Consider the following 22581-nt stretch of genomic DNA (forward strand, 5'->3'; position numbering starts at 1 on the left):
ATGCCAAAAATTCGTCGCTAAACAAATCCTCAACGTGGTTTTTAACGATTATTTCTCTTCCTGACCCTCAGCCAACATATCCAGGCGCGCCACCAGCCCTGCCAACGCCTCGCGAACGGCCTGCTCGCGTACCGCTTGGCGATCACCGGGAAAATGAAAACATTTGGCTTCCTGGTGATTAACATCGCCCCAAGCCAACCACACCGTACCCACCGGCTTTTCATCGCTGCCGCCCCCGGGGCCTGCCACACCACTGACCGCCACGCCCAACTGCGCGCCGCTATCACGGCAGGCACCGGCCACCATGGCATTCACCACCGCTTCACTGACAGCGCCATGGGTGTGTAGTGTAACGTCTGAGACACCGATCAGCCGCGTTTTAGCCGCATTAGCATACGTCACGTAACCCGTTGTGAAGTAGGCCGAGCTACCTGCAGCCGAGGTGATCGCACTGGCAATGCCACCACCGGTACACGACTCTGCCGTGGTCACTTCTATATCCAGCTGCTGGCAAAGCTTTCCAAGCCGCTGCGCCAGCAGGGACAAATCCAGATTTTTTAGGCTCGTTATGCTGGGCGTCATGGTCGCTCCTTCATGTAAGATATCAGTCAGCGTAGAATACTGCGTTTAGCTTTCTCAACGAAATCGCTCAAAGAACGTATTTAACGCTTTTATTTAATGAACATGCCGTAAGCGAAATGCGCTTACGCCACGCTCAATCAGGACGCCCATGTCACAGGCCATCCCCCCCAATACGCCCATGATCACGCAGTATTTAAAGATCAAACGCGAACACCCTGACGTCCTTCTGTTCTACCGGATGGGGGACTTCTACGAGCTGTTTTTTGATGATGCCAAGCGCGTGGCTGCGCTGTTGGATATCACGCTTACCCAGCGTGGCCAATCCGGTGGCAAACCCATCCCGATGGCGGGCGTTCCTTATCATAGCGCCGAAGGCTACCTGGCCCGCTTGGTGGCTACCGGTGAATCCGTGGCCATTTGCGAGCAAATTGGTGACCCGGCAACCAGCAAGGGTCCGGTTGAGCGGCAAGTCGTGCGCATCGTAACACCCGGCACACTGCATGATGAGGCGCTCCTGGATGCCCGGCGCGACAACGTGCTGGTCGCGTTGGCACCCGGCAGCGACCGCTGGGGGCTTGCGTGGCTTGAGCTATCCAGCGGGCGTTTTAGCGTGCTGGAAGTCGAGAGCGAAGCCGAAATGCTTGCCGAGCTGACCCGCCTTTCACCTGCCGAACTACTGGTGCCTGAGAGCCTGACGCTGCCCGACGTGTGGTCGCAGAAGCGCAGCTTGCGTCGCCAGGGCGAGTGGCTGTTTGATTTGGAAAGCGCCAATCGCAGCCTGTGCGACCAATTTGAAGTTCAGGACCTGCGTGGGTTTGGCTGCGCCCACCTTACCACCGCATTGGTGGCCGCCGGGGTACTGATTGACTATGCCCGAGATACCCAGCGCTCGCGCTTGCCCCACGTAACGGCACTCAGCGTTGAAAACCGTGATGATGCGGTGGTCATTGATGCTGCCAGCCGACGTAATTTAGAAATCGATATCAACCTTGGCGGTAGCACGGACAACACGCTTGCCAGCGTACTGGACACCTGCACCACCGCCATGGGGTCGCGGCTTTTAAAGCGCTGGTTGAATCGCCCCCTACGCCAGCGTGAAACCGTGCAGGGTCGCCAGGCGGGGGTGGCACTTTTAAGCCTCGATGCTGCATACATGACGCTACGCGACACACTCAATGATGTGGGTGATGTAGAGCGTATTTTGGCCCGCGTCGCGCTCTATAGCGCCCGCCCACGCGACCTGGCCCGCTTAAGAGACGCCCTTAATACGTTGCCAGCACTTGAGCAGCAGTTAGGTGGCGTAGAAAGCGGCAGTACGCTGGATAATTTGCGTCCGCATATTCGCCCCTATCCGGATATCGCCGACCAGCTGAGCCGGGCGTTGATCGAGAACCCGCCGGTGGTGATCCGCGATGGCGGTGTGATTGCCGATGGCTATGATGCCGAGCTTGACGAACATCGCGGTATGGCCGAAAACGCTGGCAGTTACCTGGTTCAACTGGAGCTACGTGAGCGTGAGCGTACTGGCCTTGCCAACCTCAAGGTGGGTTACAACCGGGTGCACGGCTACTTTATAGAGCTACCCCGCTCCCAGGCCCAGCAAGCACCGGCTGATTACATCCGCCGTCAAACGCTGAAAAACGCCGAGCGGTTTATTATCCCCGAGCTCAAGGAGTTTGAGGACAAAGCGCTTTCCGCCAAGTCACGCGCACTGACCCGTGAAAAGTGGCTGTATGAGCGCCTGCTAAGCGAACTCAACGAACATCTCATGGCGCTACAAAGCACTTCCCGGGCGCTTGCCGAACTTGATGTACTGTGTGCATTTGCCGAACGTGCCGATGCGCTTAACTGGGTGCGCCCAACCCTGAGCGACGCGACCGGCATTAGCATTACCGCTGGCCGCCACCCCGTAGTGGAACAAGTAAGCGACAAGCCGTTTGTGCCCAATGACGTTGTGCTGTCGCCTGACCGTCACATGCTAATTATTACCGGCCCCAATATGGGCGGTAAATCGACCTATATGCGCCAGACCGCCTTGATCGCGCTGCTAGCCCATAGCGGTAGCTTTGTGCCTGCCGATGCGGCTGAGATTGGTCCTGTCGACCGGATATTCACCCGCATAGGCTCCTCGGATGACCTTGCCGGTGGGCGCTCCACCTTTATGGTCGAGATGACCGAAACGGCTAATATCCTGCACAATGCCACAGAGCATAGCCTGGTGCTGATGGATGAAATCGGCCGGGGCACCAGTACGTTCGACGGACTTTCCCTGGCCTGGGCAAGCGCTGAGCACTTGGCGCAGGCGCAGGCACTGACGCTCTTTGCTACGCACTACTTTGAAATGACCGCCCTTCCCGAGCAGGCCGAAGGCGTGGAAAACATTCATTTAACCGCTACAGAGCATGGCGATAGCATTGTGTTTATGCATCGCATTGAGGCAGGCCCGGCCAGCCAAAGCTACGGCTTACAGGTCGCCCAACTAGCCGGTGTTCCAAGCCACGTTATCAAGCGCGCCCGTGAAAAGTTGATTGACCTGGAACAGCGCGATGTAGACACTCATCAGGCGCGCCCAGGCCCGGCACAACAGACTCCTGCCAATAGCCCGTCACCCCAGCAAAACGATCTCTTTGCCAGTGCGCCACATCCGGTTTTAGAAGCACTGGAGCGTGCCGACATTGATGATTTATCGCCCCGCGAGGCGCTGGCGTTGGTCTATCAATGGCGAGATTTGTTGTAACCGGTACAAGAGAAGATAGCCAAGTGCTTGCCGTGAGGTATGGGCGCCACTAGAATGTCGCCCATACTTTTTAGCTTATAAGAAACAGCCGTTTTATAACCATTCATGATTGACCTATGACCGGGACCTCCCCCGGTCCCGCAAGAGGGATAGCGCGATGACGTTTGTCGTTACCGAAAACTGCATCCAATGCAAATACACCGACTGTGTAGAGGTTTGCCCGGTCGATTGCTTTTATGAAGGCCCCAACTTCCTGGTGATTCACCCGGACGAGTGCATTGACTGTGCGCTATGCGAGCCTGAGTGCCCGGCCGAAGCCATCTTCTCAGAGGATGAGCTGCCGGATGGGCAAGAACCGTTTATCGAGATCAACGCTGAGTTGGCTGAAGTGTGGCCCAACATAGCTGAAAAGAAAGATGCCTTGCCGGATGCCGAAGAGTGGGATGGCAAGAGCGGCAAGATCGACAAGCTGGAGCGATAACACAGCACGCTTTTAGTACCGTGTCGTTAGCCATCGGCTTAAAAACCAGCGTCCGCGCTGGTTTTTTTATGTCTGCTTGTCCCTCCTCTTCAAGGATAACGCACGCGACAAACGCAAAAAGCCACCCGAAGGCGGCTTTTTGTAGCTTGCTTAATTTGTCAGTTGAATCACGCTGCTTTCGGCTCGTCCAACTGGTCATCGTTGGAAGCAAAAATAGCCGCGTCGTGCTGCTTGAGCAAACGACTGGTCACCGTACCCGCCGTCATTGAACCGTTGACGTTGATGGCGGTGCGGCCCATATCAATCAACGGCTCAATCGAGATGAGAAGCCCCGCCAAAGCAATCGGTAGGTCAAGCGTTGAGAGCACGATGATCGCGGCAAAGGTTGCCCCGCCGCCAACACCGGCAATGCCGAAAGAGGCCAGCGTCACGACCAGTACCAGCGTTGCCAGAAACTCCAGTGAAAACGGATCAATCCCCACCGTGGGCGCAATCATCATGGCCAGCATGGCCGGATAAAGCCCCGCGCAGCCGTTTTGGCCGATGGTCGCTCCGAAGGAGGCTGAAAAGTTGGCAATCGCAGGGGGTACGCCAATGCGGTCTACCTGCGCCTCGATATTCAAAGGAATCGTGGCCGCGCTTGAACGTGAGGTAAAGGCAAAGGTGAGTACCGGCCAGACCTTCTGAAAATAGCGTTTGGGGTTAACCCCAACGCCCATCAAAAATAGCGCATGCATGACCAGAATAAGTGCCAAGCCAACGTAGGAGGCAACGACGAATCCGAGCAGATTAAAGATATCGTTGAGATTCGACGTAGAAACCACTTTGGCCATTAACGCCAGTACCCCGTAGGGCGTAAGGCGGATCACCATGCGCACCAAACGCATGATCCACTTCTGCACAATATCGATGCCTTCGATAAGCTTGTCGCCAATCGCGGCATTTTCACGCTTGATGCCCAGAGCGGCCAAGCCGAGAAACGTCGCAAAGATCACCACACTGATAATGGAGGTGGGTCGTGCGCCCGCTAAATCCTGGAACGGATTGCTGGGAATAAACGAGAGCAGAAGCTGTGGGATGGTCAGGTCTGCCACCTGAACACTGCGCTCGACAATCGCCTGGCCGCGCTCCAGCTCGCGAGCACCTTGTACCAGCCCCTCGGCAGACAATCCAAACAGCTGGGTCATGCTAATGCCGATAACGGCAGAAATCGCCGTTGTCAGCATGAGCATGCCAAGTACACCCAGGCTAATCTTGCCCAGCGCACTGGCATCATGTAAGCGCGTAACAGCAGATAAAATGGTCACCAGCACCAACGGCATAATGATCATTTTTAACAGTTGGACATAGCCACCGCCTACCAGGTTTACCCAGTCGATGGTGCCCTCAAGCACCTCTGATCCGGCGTATCCCCATTGCAATAGCGCGCCAAGCACCACCCCAATGACCAGGCCTGCAAGCACCACGCGAGACAGGCTGGCACCGCGCCGCTGCCAGCGCGCCAGCAGTGCAATCGCCAGTATAAAGACCAACACGTTGATCGCAATCAACCCATGCATGTAACGCACCTCCTGAATAACAAAAAACGGCACATCAACGATGTACCGTGTGACAAGCGCAGCAGCAGAAGCATAGCCTGCTAATTCTGCGGGCCATGGTAAGTAATAGCGAAGAAGAATAAAAATGGATTTTACTTATAACCTAGGAATCATTTGGCTGGTTGCGTCGGCCGGTTGTAAGAAACACCGGGAACAACCCTCTTGCCAGGTATTCAACGTACGTAGGTATAAAACGTAAGCACAAAAAAAGGCGACCCTTAGGTCGCCCGCTCCAAACACTTCCTCTGACCGCTCCATGTGTCAACTTCCTCAGGCCGCTTCCCTACCGAAATTCACCTCAGTGTGTCATTCGGTGGGCCTGTTTACACCCCATTGCGTTGCATTCTGTCTAAAGCATCCCTGCCTCCCCTGTCCTGAATGCATTGTGGCAGATAACAATGTCATCTCAAGGCGGCCTATAACAAAAAGGGCAAGCCTAAGTGGCCTGCCCTTCAATAAAAAACAACTTAAAATCAATTAGATAAACTTAAATTAGACGAAAATTTTCTACTTTTCCTACCCACGTCGAGCGATTTTCGTCGGCTTTTGTAGGACATGTCTTACAAAATCTTGAGACATTTCTTACAAGACAGCTAACAAATCCCGTTATTGGCCCTTGATAGCCTTCAAGCCGGGATAAGCGACATCGCCAAGTTCTGACTCAATCACCAACAAGCGGTTATATTTGGCAACCCGGTCAGAGCGGCATAAGGAGCCGGTTTTAATCTGGCCTGCACAGGTGCCCACCGCTAAATCAGCAATGGTGGTGTCTTCTGTTTCACCGGAGCGGTGCGAAATAACCGCAGTAAAGCCTGCATCCTGAGCCATCTTGATGGCGTCCAGCGTTTCAGACAGTGAACCGATTTGGTTAAACTTGATCAAAATCGAGTTACCAATCTGCTCGTCGATACCGCGCTTAAGAATTTTGGTATTGGTAACGAACAGATCGTCGCCCACCAGCTGCACTTTATCGCCCAGCTTGTCGGTGAGGGCTTTCCAGCCATCCCAATCCGACTCATCCATACCGTCTTCAATAGAGACAATCGGATAGTCTTCACACAAGCCTGCCAGGTAGTCAGTAAAGCCTTGTGCATCGTAGCTTTTACCTTCACCGGAAAGATTGTACTGGCCATCCTTGTAGAACTCAGACGACGCGCAGTCGAGTGCCAGCGTGACATCACTGCCTAGCGAATAACCAGCATCCGCCACCGCCTGTTTGATGACAGCCAAGGCATCCGCATTGGACGCCAGGTCAGGGGCAAAGCCACCCTCATCGCCCACAGAGGTAGACAGGCCTTTGGCAGACAGCACCTTCTTCAGCGCGTGGAAAATTTCAGCGCCCATACGCAGGCCTTCACGGAAGTTTTTGGCGCCGACCGGCTGCACCATAAACTCCTGAATATCCACGTTGTTATCCGCATGCTCGCCGCCGTTGATGATGTTCATCATCGGCACGGGCATGCTGTACTGACCTGGCTGACCGTAAAGCTCGGCAATGTGTGCATAAAGCGGCACGCCCTTGGCGTTAGCCGCGGCTTTAGCGGCCGCCAGCGATACCGCGAGAATTGCATTCGCACCCAGAGTGGCTTTGTTGTCAGTGCCATCCAGCGCCAGCATGGCATCGTCCAGACCGCGCTGATCGCGTGCGTCCATACCAAGCAGCGCCTCTCGGATTTTGCCATTGACCGCATCGACAGCTGTCAGTACACCTTTGCCGAGATAGCGTGCTTTGTCGCCATCACGTAGCTCAAGCGCTTCACGCGAACCGGTAGAAGCACCGCTGGGTGCGCAGGCTTCGCCCGTTGCCCCACTTTCAAGGCGCACACGCGCTAGCACCGTCGGGTTACCGCGTGAATCGAGTACTTCCAGTGCACTGATATCTACAATTTTGGTCATGACAGTCTCCTTGGTTGGCGGTCTATTAGAAGGTTATGTATCGCATGATGGCCGCGATCAGCGAATGGTCAACGGCGCAAAATTTTTCACCAATGAATCAAGCTGAGATAGCTGCGTTAAAAATGGCTCAAGCTGGTCAAGCGGCAACGCACAGGGACCATCGCACTTGGCGTTATCCGGATCAGGATGCGCTTCTAAAAACAGCCCCGCAAGCCCGACGCCAACGCCTGCACGGGCAAGTTCGGCGACCTGGGCACGCCGCCCATCCGCACTATCAGCACGCCCGCCGGGGCGTTGCAGCGCATGGGTAACGTCGAAGAACACTGGGTAGCCAGTCTGCTTCATATCGCCAAACCCAAGCATATCGACAATCAGGTTGTTATAGCCAAAGCTTGAACCGCGCTCGCACAGCATCAGGCGATCATTACCGGCTTCCTGAAACTTGCTGAGAATATGGCGCATCTCATGAGGTGCTAAAAACTGGGGCTTTTTGATATTGATCGCGGCACCGGTTTTGGCCATCGCCACCACCAGATCCGTCTGGCGCGCCAGGAAAGCGGGCAACTGGATGATATCCGCGACGTCTGCCGCCTGGGCCGCCTGCCAGGGCTCGTGAACATCGGTGATGATCGGCACGCCATAACGCGACTTGATATCAGCGAGAATCTGCAAGCCTTTTTCAATACCCGGACCACGGTACGAGTGAATCGAGCTGCGGTTGGCCTTGTCAAAGCTCGCCTTGAATACATACGGCATACCGAGCTTTTGCGTCACGCTGACGTAGGCTTGGGCTACCTCGTCGGCAAGCTCTGCCGACTCTAGCACGTTCATGCCGCCAAGCAGCATTAAGGGCAAAGAATTGCCGGCGGTTAGGCCGGCAATGTTGATGTGACGCTCTTGAAAAGGTGCTTGAGAAGACATTGGCTTCCCCCCTTATTCCTGAGGTGTCGCGTGAGATCGGGTACGCGCCGTTTTGTGCTCCAGCGCTGCATTCACAAAGCCCGAGAACAGCGGGTGCCCGTCACGCGGTGTGGAGGTAAATTCCGGGTGGAACTGACACGCCACGTACCAAGGGTGATCGGCCAACTCGATCATTTCAACCAGCGACTGATCAACGCTTTTACCTGAAATTACCAGGCCGGCTTTTTCCAGCTCGTCAATAAACTGGTTATTAACTTCGAAGCGGTGGCGGTGACGTTCAACGATTTCATCAGAGCCGTAAGCTTCACGCGCTTTGCTGCCGGAGGTCAGATGACATATCTGGCCGCCCAGACGCATGGTGCCGCCTAAATCAGACGCCGCATCGCGCAGCTCAATTTTACCTTCCGCATTCAGCCATTCGGTAATCAGGCCGACCACCGGGTGCTGAGTGTCATGGGTAAACTCAGTGGAGTTGGCATCTTTCCAGCCCGCCACGTTACGCGCAAATTCAATAACCGCTACCTGCATCCCTAAGCAGATCCCCAGGTAAGGCACGTTATTTTCGCGGGCAAACTGGGCGGTCATAATTTTGCCTTCCACGCCTCGCTCACCAAAGCCGCCGGGCACCAGAATAGCGTCTTTACCCGCTAGGCGCTCGGTGCCGTGACGTTCGATGTCCTCAGCGTCGATATAGTCGACATTGACTTTGATGCGCCCTTGAATGCCTGCATGAATCAAGGCTTCATTAAGCGACTTGTACGCGTCCAGCAGTTCCATGTACTTACCGACCATGGCGATACTTACGGACTTGAGCGGATTAAGCTTGGAGTCCAGCACTTTCACCCACTCGGAAAGATCGGCGGGCTCGGCATCAAGGCGCAGCTTATCGCAGACGATATCGTCCAGGCCGTGTTCATGAAGCATCAGCGGGATACGGTAGATGGTATCTGCGTCCTGAAGCGGTACGACCGCACGCTCTTCAACGTTGGTAAACAACGCGATTTTGCGGCGTTCGCTCTCTTCAAGCTCGACTTCGCTGCGGCAAATCAGAATATCCGGCTGAATACCAATCGAGCGCAGCTCTTTAACGCTGTGCTGGGTAGGCTTGGTTTTCGTCTCGCCCGCCGTCTTGATATACGGCACCAGCGTCAGGTGCATAAACAGCGCGCGATTAGCACCCTGCTCGCTGCGAATCTGACGGATGGATTCCAAAAACGGCAGCGATTCGATATCGCCGACTGTGCCACCAATTTCCACCAGCGCCACGTCAAAGCCTTCGCCGCCGGCATAAACGCGCTGCTTGATTTCATCAGTGATGTGCGGAATTACCTGCACCGTGCCACCCAGGTAATCACCACGGCGCTCTTTGCGCAGCACGTGCTCGTAAACACGGCCAGTGGTGAAATTATTACGCTGGGTCATCTTGGTACGAATAAAGCGTTCGTAGTGGCCAAGGTCCAGATCGGTTTCGGCGCCATCCTCAGTGACGAACACCTCGCCGTGCTGGAACGGGCTCATGGTGCCCGGGTCCACGTTGATGTACGGGTCGAGCTTGAGCATGGTGACCTTAAGGCCGCGGGCCTCTAAAATCGCCGCCAGCGAGGCCGACGCGATGCCCTTGCCAAGAGAGGACACAACGCCGCCGGTCACGAAGATATATCGTGTCATGGAAAACCTGTCGAAACGTGATCAAAAGGCGTAACAGAAAGCCACACCAGGATGGGACGACAGAATAGCAGACTACGCCCCAAGGCTCAATTTGAACTGAGCAGTCAAAATCAGCTCGGCCGAACCAGAATGGGCAGCTGCCCCAGCCCTGCGCTTGCATACATTCATAGGTAAACCGCCAACCACCATACTTAATAGCAATGATTACTATTTGCCTTAAGAGTATCCTTGTTCTCAGCGTATTCCCCGTACCGATGAGATTGTAGCGGGGAAATTAGCACGTAATGAAATAACATAAGGGAATAAGGGGAAACGAAAGATGCAGCACAAGCGACGTCGAATTTTCCATTTGGCAGCCATGATGAGTTGCCTGCAAGCCGTCCCCGGGTGGGCGAATACGACAAACTCAGCAATAACGACAGAGGGTGAAGCCCCCGCCACCCTCACACCGATAACGGTGACCGCGGAAAAAACCGAGCAGCCACTGGAAAATGTGGCTGCCAGTGTCGCGGTGATTGATGGTTCTGAAATTGAAGCAGCGGGCCTGACCAGCCTCGAACAGTTAGAGGGACGGGTTCCTGGGTTATCGTTTCAGCCATTCGGACAGGCCGGCATGAATTCTCCCGTAATGAGGGGACTAACGGCTAACTTCAACACCTTTTCCACCTCAACGTTGCTTCTGGTGGATGGTGTACCAACACTGTCTGCTCAGGGATTCGAGAGCAGCCTACTTAACGTCGACCGAATCGAGATACTACGCGGCCCTCAGTCCACACTCTATGGCAGTAATGCCGAAGCTGGCGTCATTGCTATCCACACCCAGCCGATGGACAACCAACCTCGCGCCACTGTTAGCGGTGAAGCCGGCAACCATGGCCATCGAGCCGTTCGCTTCGCCGTCAGTCACCCCATCGTTCAGGACAATCTCTATGCCAGTATTGCGGGTAGCACGTCGAGTGAGGATGGTTTTATCGACAACATCCACACCGGCAGTAATGAAGATGACCGCAATCGGCACGATCTCAACCTAGGGCTGCGCTGGACGCCTGGTGATGCGACTGATTTGGCACTGCGCTATACGCGCCAAGAGTATGATGATGGTGCATCCCGCTGGGGGGCACCTAGCGCGCATCGTGCCACTGTTGCCTCAGGCACCCCAAGTTGGAACCGATCCTGGGGGCAAACCCTAGCACTAACCGCGGAACATGAATTCGCCTCGGACTTGAGTCTCCATTCCGTCACTGCCTGGAATGATTTCCGGGATCATATACAGCAGGATACCGATTTCAGGGCCGAGGATATCTTGCACGTAGGTCGTGACAACCGGCTACGCACGCTATCCCAGGAGCTTCGCTTAGAGGGTGCTCTTGGCGAGACAGAGTGGTTGCTCGGCGTCTACGGCGATAGCAGTGATAACCGGCTGCATAGTATCAGCAAAAATATGATGGGCTCTGTGGATCTTCATGCCAATCAGGAAAGCCAAACGACAGCCCTGTTTACCCATTGGAACCTACCCTTGGCACAACACTGGCGCCTTTCTACCGGTGGGCGCATTGAGCACAATCAGGTGGAACTACACCCACGTGGTGCGGCAAGCCGGTCGGAATCATGGTCGCACTTTTCGCCCAAGATCGCGTTGCAATATGAAATCAGCCCACGCAATCAGTGGTACGCCAGTATCTCGCGAGGCGTGCGTAGCGGTGGGTTCAATATATTATCCCCCGCAACGAACTATCAGTCCTTCGGTCCAGAGAAAACTTGGTCCTACGAGACCGGCGCTAAGGGTTGGCTAGCCGAAGGGCGCCTGCGTTACTCTCTCGCCGCCTATCTGATGGACATCGACAACATGCAAGTCATGCAAATGCCCACCGCCGGCATGATGTACATCACCAATGCTGCCACAGCCACCTCTAAAGGGGTAGAACTCGACCTTGACTATCTGCTTGGCGATGGGTGGCAAATTAAAGGGGGGTTAGCCTGGAACCATACCCGATTTGATCAATTCCAAGATGGCTCAGCCGACTACGCTGGTAATCACAATCCTTTCGCTCCCGATTTTACCGGTTATTTGAGCCTACGCTACGACGATCCAGAAGGCTGGTACACCCAGGGCAGCCTGGTCGGTAGCAGCAAAGTCTACCTAGACGCCGCCAACCAATACGAGCGTAACGACTATGCACTGCTCAACTTGGTCGCTGGCTATCAGTTAGGTGATTGGGAGCTCGCCGCCTACGCCGACAACATCGGCGATAAGCGCTATGACGCCGTGGGCTACCAGAACGGCTTCGTCACCATCTACAGCCCGCCCCGGGAGGTAGGAATGCGCTTCACTTGGCGATTGTGATCGCCGGAGCGCTCTCCATGCCTAATACCCGCACCGCCACCCCAGCCCAGCCTGTTTTTGGCCCTCGGCTTATCGCCGGGCTGACCGGCGTATTCATCGCAGCCATCATGGCAGGATTTAACAACCGGGTTCCTGCCTTATCATTGCCAGATATTCGCGGCGCCCATGGTTTGGGTGCCGACGCTGCCTCCTGGCTGGATACCGTCTATCTCGTTGGCGAAATCACGGTACAACCGTTTGCCGCCTGGTTCGCCATCACCCTATCACTGCGCCGTTATCAACTGGTGTTAATCTCCGCTGCCACGCTGCTCGGATTACTACTGCCCTTTGCCCAGTCGCTACCGTCCATGCTCCTACTGCGCGGTCTGCAAGGTGCCGTCGCTGGCGGTCTGATCCCGACACTGATGATGGCAGCGCTGCGTTTTCTGCCGTTTCATATTCGCCTGCACGGTTTGGCGCTATTCGCCATGACTGCCACCCTAGCACCCAATCTGGCGGTGTGGCTGGCTGGCGTGTGGACAGATCAGTTGTTCGACTGGCGGTGGGTCTACTGGCAAATCGTTCCGCTGGGTATGTTCAGCTTAGCGCTATGTGCATGGGGCCTCCCTCAGGATCCACCACGCCATGAGCGCTTCGGTCAGGGCAACTGGATCGGCCATATTTGTCTGGTTACCGGATTAGCGCTGCTTGCGATAGTTCTCAGTCAGGGTGTACGTCTTGGCTGGTTTCATTCAACACTGATCTGCAGTGCACTTGCTGGCGGCCTAATCGCCACCTTCGCCGGTCTGCTCAGCGAGTGGCATCATCCCAGCCCTTTTATCCGCCTTCAACTGCTTTCCCGGCGCAACCTTGGGCTGGGCTTCACCCTGTTTGTTGGGCTGTTGGTTGTGCTGATGTCCGGCGCTCTACTGCCGCTTAATTTTCTCGCCCAAGTGCAAGGTTATAGACCACTGCAATCCAGTGCCGTTGGGCTCACCATCGGGCTACCACAGTTGGTGCTCGGCTCCCTGGTGGCTCTGCTTCTATACCAGCCTTGGATGGATGCACGCAAGGTATTTGCCACTGGCCTGCTGATTGTGGCGATAGCCTGCTGGCTAGGCGCCCAAATCACCAGTGAATGGATGTGGCACCAGTTCGTCGCTGTACAAGCACTGCAAGCGATCGGCCAGCCAATGGCGGTGGTCTCACTGCTATTTCTGGCTACCAGTGTGGTACAGCCAATGGAAGGCCCCTTCGTATCCGGGCTGGTGAATATGCTGCGCGCCTTCGGCACCGCCCTGGGCAGCGCGCTGGTCACTCAGTTGATACTGATTCAAAGCCATTTTCACAGCGACATGTTGCTGGACAGCATGGCTCGAGCTGGCGCCGCCCTAGGAATGCATGAAGACCAACTGATGACGTTGTCCGACGCCGTCACTACCCAAGCCGTCACGCTGGCCACCGCCGACGCTTACCGGGCACTTAGCGTGCTTGCCCTGATGCTGATTCCGCTGACGCTCTGTCTCACGCCCGTAACGCCACCGTCACCTCCCTCTCGTTCACCGGAATAATAGCCATGACCTCATTACGTCGCTTGCGAACTCCTTTCATTCTGATACTCCTGGCCCTGGCAATTACGGGTGTCTATGCGCTGAACCGCCCGGAAAGCGCCGCCAGATATCAATCCACCAACGATGCTTATATACAGGCAGATCTAACACGGGTGGCGTCGCAGGTTGCCGGTCGTGTACAGCGGGTACTGGTGGAAGAAAACCAGACGGTGAGCGTCGGCGACCTGCTAGTAGAGATCGATGACAGCGATACACGAGCTAAGGTGGAAGAAGCAAGTGCTGGACTGGCCCAGGCAGCTGCGGAAATCGTCAGTCTACAAGCGCAAATCGTGCGTCAGGAAAGTCGCATTCATCAAGCACAGGCAAAACTTGACGTCGATCAGGCCGCAGTGACACTGGCTCGACAGGAGCGAGAACGCTACCTCAACCTGCGCGCCCGCGGTGCCGGTACCGTTCAGTCGCTGCAAAGGGCAGAGGCAGAGTTAGCTGCATCAAGGGCCACCCTGATCGGCGACCAGGCCGCCTATACCGCTACCCAACAGGCGTTGGAAGTGTTGCAGGCCGACCTAGAGAAAGCCCAAGCGGCGCAAAACATCGCTCAGGCCAAACTGGACGCAGCGGAATTGGCATTATCCTACACCCACATTACAGCACCGGTGAAAGGTATCGTCGCTCAGAAAGTGGTGCGCCTCGGCGGCTATATGAAAATCGGTGAAACGCTGCTGACCTTAGTTCCTCTGGACAATCTCTATATCACCGCCAATTTCCGTGAAACACAAATCGCCCGTATGCGGCCCAGCCAACCGGTAAGTTTCACCATCGATGCTCTCCCCAACATCACCCTAACCGGCAGAGTGGATAGCCTAGGCCCAGCCAGCTCGGTGAGCTTTTCAGCCATTCAACCCCACAACGCCACAGGTAATTTCACCAAGATCGTCCAACGTCTACCGGTGCGCATCGCCATCGATCCAGGTCAACCTCAAGCCCAACAGTTAAAAGTCGGCATGTCAGTGGTGCCGGAAGTCGACACCGGACACGGCTAACATCACGATGTTCTCAGCACAACCGACCTAGCTCCGCAGTACCCCACTATAGTGACCACAACGGTTCGGGAATCAGGCGACACGCCCCATCTTTGGTGGCATCTCGCCCATGCCCCGCACAAATCGCAGGCTCCAGTAACCTATTCCCAGCATGCCAGCCATCAGAGCGCTTAACATGCCCAGATACCCGAAATGGTCAAGCAGCAGCCCTGCGAGCATGGGCACAACCGTACGCGTGAGCACGAATAGACTCGATTGCAGACCATAGTCCACAGCCGTCAAACCTTCACGGGTGTAGTACATCATCATGCCAAACACTAATCCAGCCGAGGCGCCCATGGCCAGCGCCAGAAGCACGGTGCAGGCAGTTAGCAACGGCAAGCTCGCATGGCTGGCCAACGCCGCCGATAATGCAGCCAAGGCAACGAGGGCGAGCATTGCAAAGCCAGGCAGGGCATAGTGCAAACCACGACGGTAAGTGACATAACCGCCTAGCAGACTGCCCAAAGCACCGACCACGCCACCCAGCAAACCAGCTACCACGGCCACCTGACCGGACGGCAGTCCTTGATCGAGCAGTAACGGTTTAAGGTATACCCAGGCAGTGCCAATAAAGGGGAAATAGAGCATCAACACGACCACCCAACGGCGACGCTGAGCAGAAGCGAAATAGCCAACCCATTGGCGCACCCCCACCTCTGAGCGTTTGGGTGTCGCTATCGTATCAAGATGCACTGGGCGTATGAGATAAAGTCCGACAAGGGCCAACAACAGTCCAACCCCCAGCACAAAGAACGGCCAAGACCAGCCAACACGATCATGCAAAATGAGCATCGCACCACCCCCGAACACTGCCCCCAATGAACTGGCGGCTGAACGGATAGTGCCTGCGCGCATACGTTCAGTCTCGGGTAAACAGCGAATAGCCAAGGCATTGACCGGCGCGTCGGCCCAAGTGCCGAATAAGCTAGCCAGCATCGCCAGGGCGAATAACGTCGTGAAGCCCGTTTTTCCTATGTCGAGCCCCGCCAGCGCTACAAGGCTTGCGGCATAACCGACCAACAGTACTAAGCTCCAGCGCCGATAACCGGCGGTATCTCGCGCCCAGCGATCTACCGGAGCAGCCAATACGAACTTGAGCACGGCCGGCAACCCTGCCAATTGGAAGAGGCCGATGGCGGTGCCGGACCACCCCTGCTGGCGCATCACCAGCGGTAACCCTAGGTAGAGATAGATCATTGGTGCGGTCATAGCGAAGTTGATCCAGCCGAGCAGCAACTGCAACGACCAGTACGAAATGGCGGGGGCTTTCATGTCGGTATTCCCAGGTTTTAAGTTTCTGGAGCTAAACGCTTAAGGTACTCGTTGCTAAGCATGTGTTTTTAAGCGCTGGCTGGCTGCGCGAGCAACTGGACATATTGCTCGCAACGGTGCAGCAACTGCTCATGAGAGCCCTGATCGAGAATGCAGCCATCCTGCAGGAGTACGACCCTGTCAGCCTGAGCAATGGTGCTTGGACGATGTGCTACCACCAGTAGCGTGTACTGCCCACGAAGCGCCAACAAGGCCTGCTGCAGGGCATGTTCACTGTCAGCATCGAGGCTGGATGAAGCTTCATCCATTACCAGCACGGGCGCTTGAGACAGCAGTGCCCGGGCGATGGCGATACGCTGACGCTGACCACCTGAAAGCCGCGCACCATTCGCGCCGCAACGCGTTTGGTAGCCCTCAGGTAGGGCCTGAATGAAATCGTGGGCCTGGGCCTGATGCGCAGCGATTTCGATTTCCTGCTGCGTCGCCTCTGGTTTGCCCAAGCGCAAGTTGCCCTCGATACTGTCGTCAAACAAGTAGGCCTCCTGACCAACCCAGGCGATCCAGTGGCGCAGCTCGGATAGGGGAATATCACGCAGATCTTCGCTGCCCAGCTTCACTGTGCCGCTCTGCACCTCATAGAAGCGCATTAGTAAGTTGGCGCAGGTGGTCTTGCCAGATCCAGAGGGGCCAACCAGTGCGACCATCTCACCCGTTTCTACCCGGAAGTTGACACCCTGCAGCACAGGGCGCTCGGAATGGGCGAACACCACTTGGTTGAATTCGATGCTGGCATCCTTAGGCAATCGCTGGCCATTGTCCTGAATCGGCGAACGCTGATGCAGCAACGCCAACACCCGTGCCGCACTGGCGCGCACTGCACCCAGTTGGCTGGCACTGCGCGCTACCTCTGCCAAAGGTAGCAGTGCCGCGCCTACCAGCACGACCGATAGCGGAACTTGAGCCAACGCTAGGGCTTGATATTCAAGCAACACTGCGCTGGCCACCAGCGCGGTGATCAATGCTAAGGACTGGATCAGCTCTATACCGCCTTGCTCCGCGCCTGTTCGCAAGGCGTAACGACGCTGCTCGCTCTTCAGCCGCGCCAGATACTGCCCCAGCCGAGCGCGCCAAGCCGCCTCCTGATTGAACAAGAGGATCTCTCGACGCGCCTCAATGCCCTCAATCACTTCAGCGTTTAGTCCCGCTAGCGCGGCATTCATCTCGCGCCCCTGGCGAAAAGCACGCTCCCCCAGCCAGAATGGCACGCTGGTCAGAGTCGGCAGAAATGGCAGTAACACTAAAGTAAGCCAAGGCTGTATCCAGGCCAGCGCCAGCAGTGCCAACAGCGGTACCACAACTGCAGCGATGGTATCGGCCAGGGTGTGGGCAAAAAAGTGTTCCAGCGCCTGAGCATCGTTCAGCGCCACGTTGGCCTGCTCGCCGCTGCGGGTGTCGGACAAACCACCTGGGGCGGCACGCTCTAGACCGTCGTAAATGCCCACCTGCAGCGTTTCGATCAGAGCAAAAGCAAAGGCATGGGAGATATGTGCCTGCCACCAGCGACCACCGGCCCCAGCAACGGCGCTGACAAGCATGCCCCAAAGCACGGGTTGCCAGAGGCTCTCCGGTGCACCCGTCAGCGCCAAACCTGCTAGCCAGGCACCCAACGCAAGGCTTGTCACCATGCCAGCCTGGGCAATGAGCGTAGCAGCGATAGTGAGTGCTAGCAGGCGCGGCTGGCCAGCGGAAAGGCGTAACAGGTCACCCCATGTGCTACGCGGCCCCTGGGGAATTTCGTGGGCATTGACTTTCATATTAGTTCTTCCTCGGTTTGGGGCGACGCTTCGTGGGCGTGCTGCCGGTTCCAGAGGCGCGCATAGAGGCCATTTCGGGTCAGTAGGTTGTGGTGATCACCGATCTCAACTAAACGACCACGATCAAGCACCAGAATGCGGTCGGCATTCCGAACGTTGGCTAGACGATGTGCAATCACCAGTAGCGAACGCTGACCGCGAAGCCGCTCGATGGCCTCTCCAATGTGGGTTTCGCTGGCAACGTCCACGTTCGCGGTCGCCTCGTCCAACACCATGACCGGTGTATTTTTTAGCCAAGCACGTGCGATAGCTATGCGCTGTCGCTGACCGCCAGAAAGTCGCGCGCCGCCTTCTCCCACGGCAGTGGCAACGCCTTTTTCAAGACTTGAAATCCACGATTCCAGTGACGCTACCCGGCATGCCTCAGCCAGATCCTCATCACTGGCTTGAGGAGCCCCCATCCTCAAGTTCTCTTCGATGCTGCCATGCAGCAGCACACTATGTTGGAACACGCCACTGACGTTTTCGTATACGTCATTGACGCGCAAATCGCGAAGATCAACGCCGCCCAGGCTGACGCGGCCGCAGTCAGGTGCAACAAAGCGCATCAATAGAGCTGCCAGGGTCGATTTTCCTGCGCCAGAGGGCCCTACCACAGCCACGAACTCACCAGGCTCAAGCGTAAAATTCACATTGTGCAACGCAGGTTCGCAGCCACCCGGCCAGGTATAACTAACGCTATCAAAGGCCACTCCATGATGGGTCGGTAAAGCCCGGGCCTCAATCGGCTCTGGCACCCCAGGTATAGCGTCAAGTAAACGAATGACGGGGGCCGCCGCCGCATTACCCGACCATGCAATGTGGAAGGTCTTATCAAGCTTTTCCAGCGTACCGAAGGCCTCGCGGGCCAGCAGCACAACGGCCAACAACGCAAACGGCGATAGCTCACCGGCAACGGCGCGCTGAGCGCTAAGCGCAGTCACCAACGCTAAACCACCCAAGCTAAGCAGCCCTGTTGCGCCGTTACGCATGAGAATGGCGTAAAGCACACCCATGGCCTGCTCACGCAGATCCCGTGCCTGTTGACTGAGTACCTGACGGCGCCGGGTCTGAGCATTGAAGGCCTTGAGCGTGGTGACGCCGCGCAAGCTGTCGAGCAAATACGCGGAAAAACGCCCCATACTCGCGAACAACCCACCTGCAGAAGCGCGCCGCCAACGCAACCAGAGGCGATCAGTAAAGGGTAGCGCCAGCGCAGCAAGAGCAGCCACAAGGGCAGAACGGCTATCGAAATACGCCATTAGCAGTAGCACACCCCCGCCACCAAACACCGCACCCAGCACTGCAGGCACATAACGGCTGTAATAGGCTTGCAAGGCTTCCACCGACTGCACCAAGGTGGTACTCAGTTCCCCGCTATCTCGGTCGCTGGCCGGATCAGCCGCCACACGTAATACCTGACCAATCAGGCGCTGACGCAAGTAGTGCCGGGCAAGCCCTGCCACACGCATAGCGAGTGCTTCAGACAACCCCATCAGCACGATGCGTAGCCAAGTAAAAACAAAAAAAACCGACAGCGGCCACCATAGTTCGGACAATGGCTGGTCAGCGAATAGCCCGGCCAAAGCACTGGCTAAGCATAGCGCCTGACCAACATGACAGGCGGTGACAACCACTTGGCCGAACGCAGCCAGTAAAATCGAAGGACGCAAAGGCCGCGACAAGCGCCAGAGAACCGGGTTCATGAATTCTCCTTCGCGTTAGTCAGCGCAGAGACTAATGATGGGTATTTGCCTGTCAGCGATGATATTACAAGGATCGAAATCATCAGTTCCTCCTCTTTTGACCACATACACTGAAACGGATATGCCCTAAAAACACACTCCCCGCTCAACACCAACTCAGACGGTGTGTAAGCGGCAACTTCCACTTGGCTGAGCAGTCAACGAATGATACTTTCAAAATAAATACACATCATTCTCATTTAATATTGCATCCAGCGTTATTCATATCCTATTCCGACTAGGCTGTTTTTATGCCTATGGGGCTTGTGCTCTTATGAGCTCAATCACAAGGCGACTGGTTCTGCAATGATTGGATGCTCTGCAATAGAGAGCACTCAGTAGGATGGAAATAAGGAAGGCTTTGCTGTGAATAATTTGTCACGCCCAACGTTGACCACTGCTCAACATCTAACTGAATGGGTTTCCCATAAGTGCGATTTACCCCATCGCCATACCCTGATTGAGCGGCTGGATTGCGAAGCAGGCTTTTCCGTTGTTCGTTCCAAAATCTCGTCTGGACGTGTATTACGTGAAGTCTGTCAACACGAAGGCAATGAGCGCACCCTGGTGATTACTTTCGGCTTATCTGGTCAATCAGAGTTTCTTGACCGTACAGGCAATCGTCTGCACTTCTCGGCTAACCAAACGACAGTGTCTGTATTTCAGGAAGGGGGTGGTGAGCGCCGCTACGCCGCCGACAAGCAGACTCAGCAGTTACGATTAGTGGTATCGGAATCGGCATTAAGGCGTTATATCGGACCACAGCGCTGTGACCAACTGCTCGGTAAGCCCTTGCGTCACAATGAAAGCTTTCGCCAACTATCTCACGTTAACAGCCGCGCCAGTCAACATCTAAGCTTTTACAAGCACCCGTGGGTAGGTGAGCAGGACGGATTACGCCAGCGTATCCATGCCCTCAGCTTACTCGGCGAACAACTCAACCTGCTAACCCCTGCGGAGGGGCAGAAAGAACGAATTATCGGGCGAGACGTGGACTTGCTTGAAAGAATCGAAGCCTATATGCGTGCGCACTTGGATCAGCCTCTAAACAATGCCTACTTGTGCGCCAAACTTGGTATCAGTGAATACAAACTCAAGGGGTGCTTTCGCCAAGCCTATGACACAAGCCCTGCCCAACACCTGCTAGCAATGCGCATGCAGCGAGCGCAAGAATTACTGGCCGCAGGATATCGGGTATCGGAATCGGCCTATCAGGTCGGCTACCAGCACCCAAATAATTTCACTGCCGCCTTCACAAAGTTTTTCGGCTGTACGCCGAAATCGGTGCGAGGAGCACACTAGCAGTATGTCGAATCAAAGGCTGGGGAGTCTCGCGTTTGCCTGATGCCGGGGTAGTCGCGGAGCCAATTAAGGCCCCGGACAGCTGGAGTAAAGGTGAATTACACGCCCAGGTAGTTCATGATGCCTTCTGCGGCCTGGCGGCCTTCATAAATAGCCGTGACCACCAGGTCAGAGCCGCGCACCATATCGCCGCCGGCAAAGATTTTTTCATTGCTGGTCTGAAAGGCGAACTGGCCGTGCTCTGGGGCTTTTACCAGGTCACGCTCGTTCAGATCAATGCGCGAGCCCTCAAACCAGGGCGCAGGGCTTGCCTGGAAACCAAACGCTACGACCACGGCATCGGCGGCAATAATCTCTTCAGAACCTGGTACCACCTCAGGGCGGCGGCGACCGTTTTCGTCAGGCTCGCCGAGTCGAGTGCGCACAACCTTCACGCCTTCAACCTTCTCTTCGCCCACCACCGCCACCGGCTGGCGGTTGAACAGGAACTCGACGCCCTCTTCGCGCGCGTTGGTTACTTCACGGCGAGAGCCGGGCATGTTCTCTTCGTCACGGCGATAAGCACAGGTAACGCTCGCAGCACCCTGGCGGATCGAGGTGCGGTTACAGTCCATGGCGGTATCGCCACCGCCGAGAACAACGACGCGCTTGCCTTCCATCGAGATGTAATCGTTGGGATCTTTTTCGAATCCCAGGCAGCGGTTGACGTTAGCGATCAGGAAATCGAGCGCCTTGTACACGCCGGGCAGGTCTTCACCGGGGAAGCCGCCTTCCATGTATTTATACGTCCCCATGCCCAGGAAAACCGCGTCGTACTCCTGGAGCAGCGTATCGAACTCGATATCCGTACCGATTTCGGTATTCAGGCGAAACTCGATACCCATTTCCTCGAATACCGCCCGACGACGCTCCATCACGTTCTTTTCAAGCTTGAACTCAGGAATGCCGAAGGTTAACAGGCCACCGATTTCCGGGTACTTATCAAATACCACGGGCTTGACGCCGTTGCGCGCCAGAATATCGGCACAGCCAAGCCCGGCAGGCCCGGCGCCGACAATCGCGACTTTTTTATCCGTCCACACGACCTTGGACATGTCCGGGCGCCAGCCCATGGCAAACGCAGTATCGGTAATGTACTTCTCGACAGAACCGATGGTGACCGCGCCAAAGCCGTCATTGAGCGTGCAGTCGCCTTCACACAGCCGATCTTGCGGGCATACGCGGCCACATACTTCGGGCAGCGAGTTGGTTTTATGCGAAAGCTCAGCGGCTTCGATGATGTTGCCTTCCACGACCAGCTGTAGCCAGTTGGGAATGTAATTGTGAACCGGGCATTTCCACTCACAGTAAGGGTTGCCGCAATGCAGGCAGCGATGCGCCTGGCTTGCCGCATCAGTGGGTTTGAACGGTTCGTAAATCTCAGCGAATTCTTTGGCACGCGTATGGGCGGCTTTTTTCTGTGGGTCTTGACGACCCACATCAACAAACTGGAAATCGTTGTTTAAACGGTTAGCCATGATTTCTCTCCTCGAAGCGTAGACACAGGC

General features: G+C 55.9%; 15 protein-coding genes. 6 read left to right on the forward strand and 9 right to left on the reverse strand.

The window, feature by feature from the left end; genetic code table 11:
* Positions 1 to 48 precede the first annotated feature (48 nt).
* Positions 49 to 582, reverse strand: coding sequence for a CinA family protein (locus tag ACT3TC_RS10310; RefSeq protein ID WP_087107945.1), 534 nt, complete (start codon positions 580 to 582; stop codon positions 49 to 51).
* Between the two features lie 148 nt (positions 583 to 730).
* Here ACT3TC_RS10310 and mutS point away from each other — a divergent pair, with 148 nt between their 5' ends.
* Both mutS and fdxA read left to right on the forward strand, forming a co-directional pair.
* Positions 731 to 3319 carry a DNA mismatch repair protein MutS gene (gene mutS, locus ACT3TC_RS10315; protein ID WP_444639967.1) on the forward strand — a complete coding sequence of 863 codons (2589 nt, stop codon included), beginning with the start codon at positions 731 to 733 and terminating at the stop codon, positions 3317 to 3319.
* 157 nt (positions 3320 to 3476) lie between these two features.
* Positions 3477 to 3800 carry a ferredoxin FdxA gene (gene fdxA / locus ACT3TC_RS10320; RefSeq protein WP_087107940.1) on the forward strand — a complete coding sequence of 108 codons (324 nt, stop codon included), beginning with the start codon at positions 3477 to 3479 and terminating at the stop codon, positions 3798 to 3800.
* A 167-nt stretch (positions 3801 to 3967) separates the two neighbouring features.
* Here fdxA and ACT3TC_RS10325 read toward each other — a convergent pair whose 3' ends face one another.
* The 4 genes from ACT3TC_RS10325 to ACT3TC_RS10340 form a co-directional block, all read right to left on the reverse strand.
* Entirely contained in the window at positions 3968 to 5359 is a 1392-nt protein-coding gene (locus tag ACT3TC_RS10325; protein WP_087107938.1) for an L-cystine transporter, read from the reverse strand.
* A gap of 645 nt (positions 5360 to 6004) precedes the next feature.
* Positions 6005 to 7294 carry a phosphopyruvate hydratase gene (gene eno / locus ACT3TC_RS10330; protein ID WP_087107936.1) on the reverse strand — a complete coding sequence of 430 codons (1290 nt, stop codon included), beginning with the start codon at positions 7292 to 7294 and terminating at the stop codon, positions 6005 to 6007.
* A gap of 57 nt (positions 7295 to 7351) precedes the next feature.
* Positions 7352 to 8215 carry a 3-deoxy-8-phosphooctulonate synthase gene (gene kdsA / locus ACT3TC_RS10335; protein ID WP_444639969.1) on the reverse strand — a complete coding sequence of 288 codons (864 nt, stop codon included), beginning with the start codon at positions 8213 to 8215 and terminating at the stop codon, positions 7352 to 7354.
* 12 nt (positions 8216 to 8227) lie between these two features.
* Positions 8228 to 9883: a CTP synthase gene (locus ACT3TC_RS10340; RefSeq protein ID WP_192537403.1), complete on the reverse strand. Its 1656-nt coding sequence runs from the start codon at positions 9881 to 9883 to the stop codon at positions 8228 to 8230.
* A gap of 319 nt (positions 9884 to 10202) precedes the next feature.
* Between ACT3TC_RS10340 and ACT3TC_RS10345 the strand changes: the two genes are divergently transcribed.
* Genes ACT3TC_RS10345 through ACT3TC_RS10355 form a run of 3 tightly spaced genes read left to right on the forward strand, consistent with a single transcriptional unit; the run spans position 10203 to position 14820 of the window.
* Positions 10203 to 12227 (forward strand): TonB-dependent receptor, encoded by a 2025-nt coding sequence (locus ACT3TC_RS10345; protein WP_225736081.1) that lies wholly within the window; start codon positions 10203 to 10205, stop codon positions 12225 to 12227.
* Between the two features lie 17 nt (positions 12228 to 12244).
* The gene (locus tag ACT3TC_RS10350) at positions 12245 to 13777 is read left to right on the forward strand and encodes an MFS transporter (RefSeq protein ID WP_087107930.1); all 1533 of its coding nucleotides are present in this window, start codon (positions 12245 to 12247) and stop codon (positions 13775 to 13777) included.
* A 5-nt stretch (positions 13778 to 13782) separates the two neighbouring features.
* Positions 13783 to 14820 carry an HlyD family secretion protein gene (locus ACT3TC_RS10355; protein WP_087107928.1) on the forward strand — a complete coding sequence of 346 codons (1038 nt, stop codon included), beginning with the start codon at positions 13783 to 13785 and terminating at the stop codon, positions 14818 to 14820.
* Positions 14821 to 14892: 72 nt separating this feature from the next.
* Here the strand turns inward: ACT3TC_RS10355 and ACT3TC_RS10360 are convergent, their stop codons facing one another.
* The 3 genes from ACT3TC_RS10360 to ACT3TC_RS10370 form a co-directional block, all read right to left on the reverse strand.
* A complete protein-coding gene (locus ACT3TC_RS10360; RefSeq protein ID WP_087107926.1) occupies positions 14893 to 16134 on the reverse strand; it encodes an MFS transporter in 1242 nt (413 codons plus the stop codon).
* 68 nt (positions 16135 to 16202) lie between these two features.
* Positions 16203 to 17948: an ABC transporter ATP-binding protein gene (locus tag ACT3TC_RS10365; protein WP_192537404.1), complete on the reverse strand. Its 1746-nt coding sequence runs from the start codon at positions 17946 to 17948 to the stop codon at positions 16203 to 16205.
* Positions 17945 to 19693 (reverse strand): ABC transporter ATP-binding protein, encoded by a 1749-nt coding sequence (locus ACT3TC_RS10370; RefSeq protein ID WP_192537405.1) that lies wholly within the window; start codon positions 19691 to 19693, stop codon positions 17945 to 17947. The genes ACT3TC_RS10365 and ACT3TC_RS10370 overlap by 4 nt, the downstream gene beginning before the upstream one ends.
* A gap of 405 nt (positions 19694 to 20098) precedes the next feature.
* Here ACT3TC_RS10370 and ACT3TC_RS10375 point away from each other — a divergent pair, with 405 nt between their 5' ends.
* The gene (locus ACT3TC_RS10375) at positions 20099 to 21034 is read left to right on the forward strand and encodes a helix-turn-helix transcriptional regulator (RefSeq protein WP_192537406.1); all 936 of its coding nucleotides are present in this window, start codon (positions 20099 to 20101) and stop codon (positions 21032 to 21034) included.
* 98 nt (positions 21035 to 21132) lie between these two features.
* On the opposite strand, the gene ACT3TC_RS10380 is transcribed toward ACT3TC_RS10375, so the two are convergent.
* Positions 21133 to 22551: an FAD-dependent oxidoreductase gene (locus tag ACT3TC_RS10380; RefSeq protein WP_192537407.1), complete on the reverse strand. Its 1419-nt coding sequence runs from the start codon at positions 22549 to 22551 to the stop codon at positions 21133 to 21135.
* Between the last annotated feature and the right edge of the window lie 30 nt (positions 22552 to 22581).

This window comes from Halomonas sp. AOP27-A1-41 (assembly GCF_052378605.1).
GTDB classification, from domain to species: domain Bacteria; phylum Pseudomonadota; class Gammaproteobacteria; order Pseudomonadales; family Halomonadaceae; genus Vreelandella; species Vreelandella citrativorans.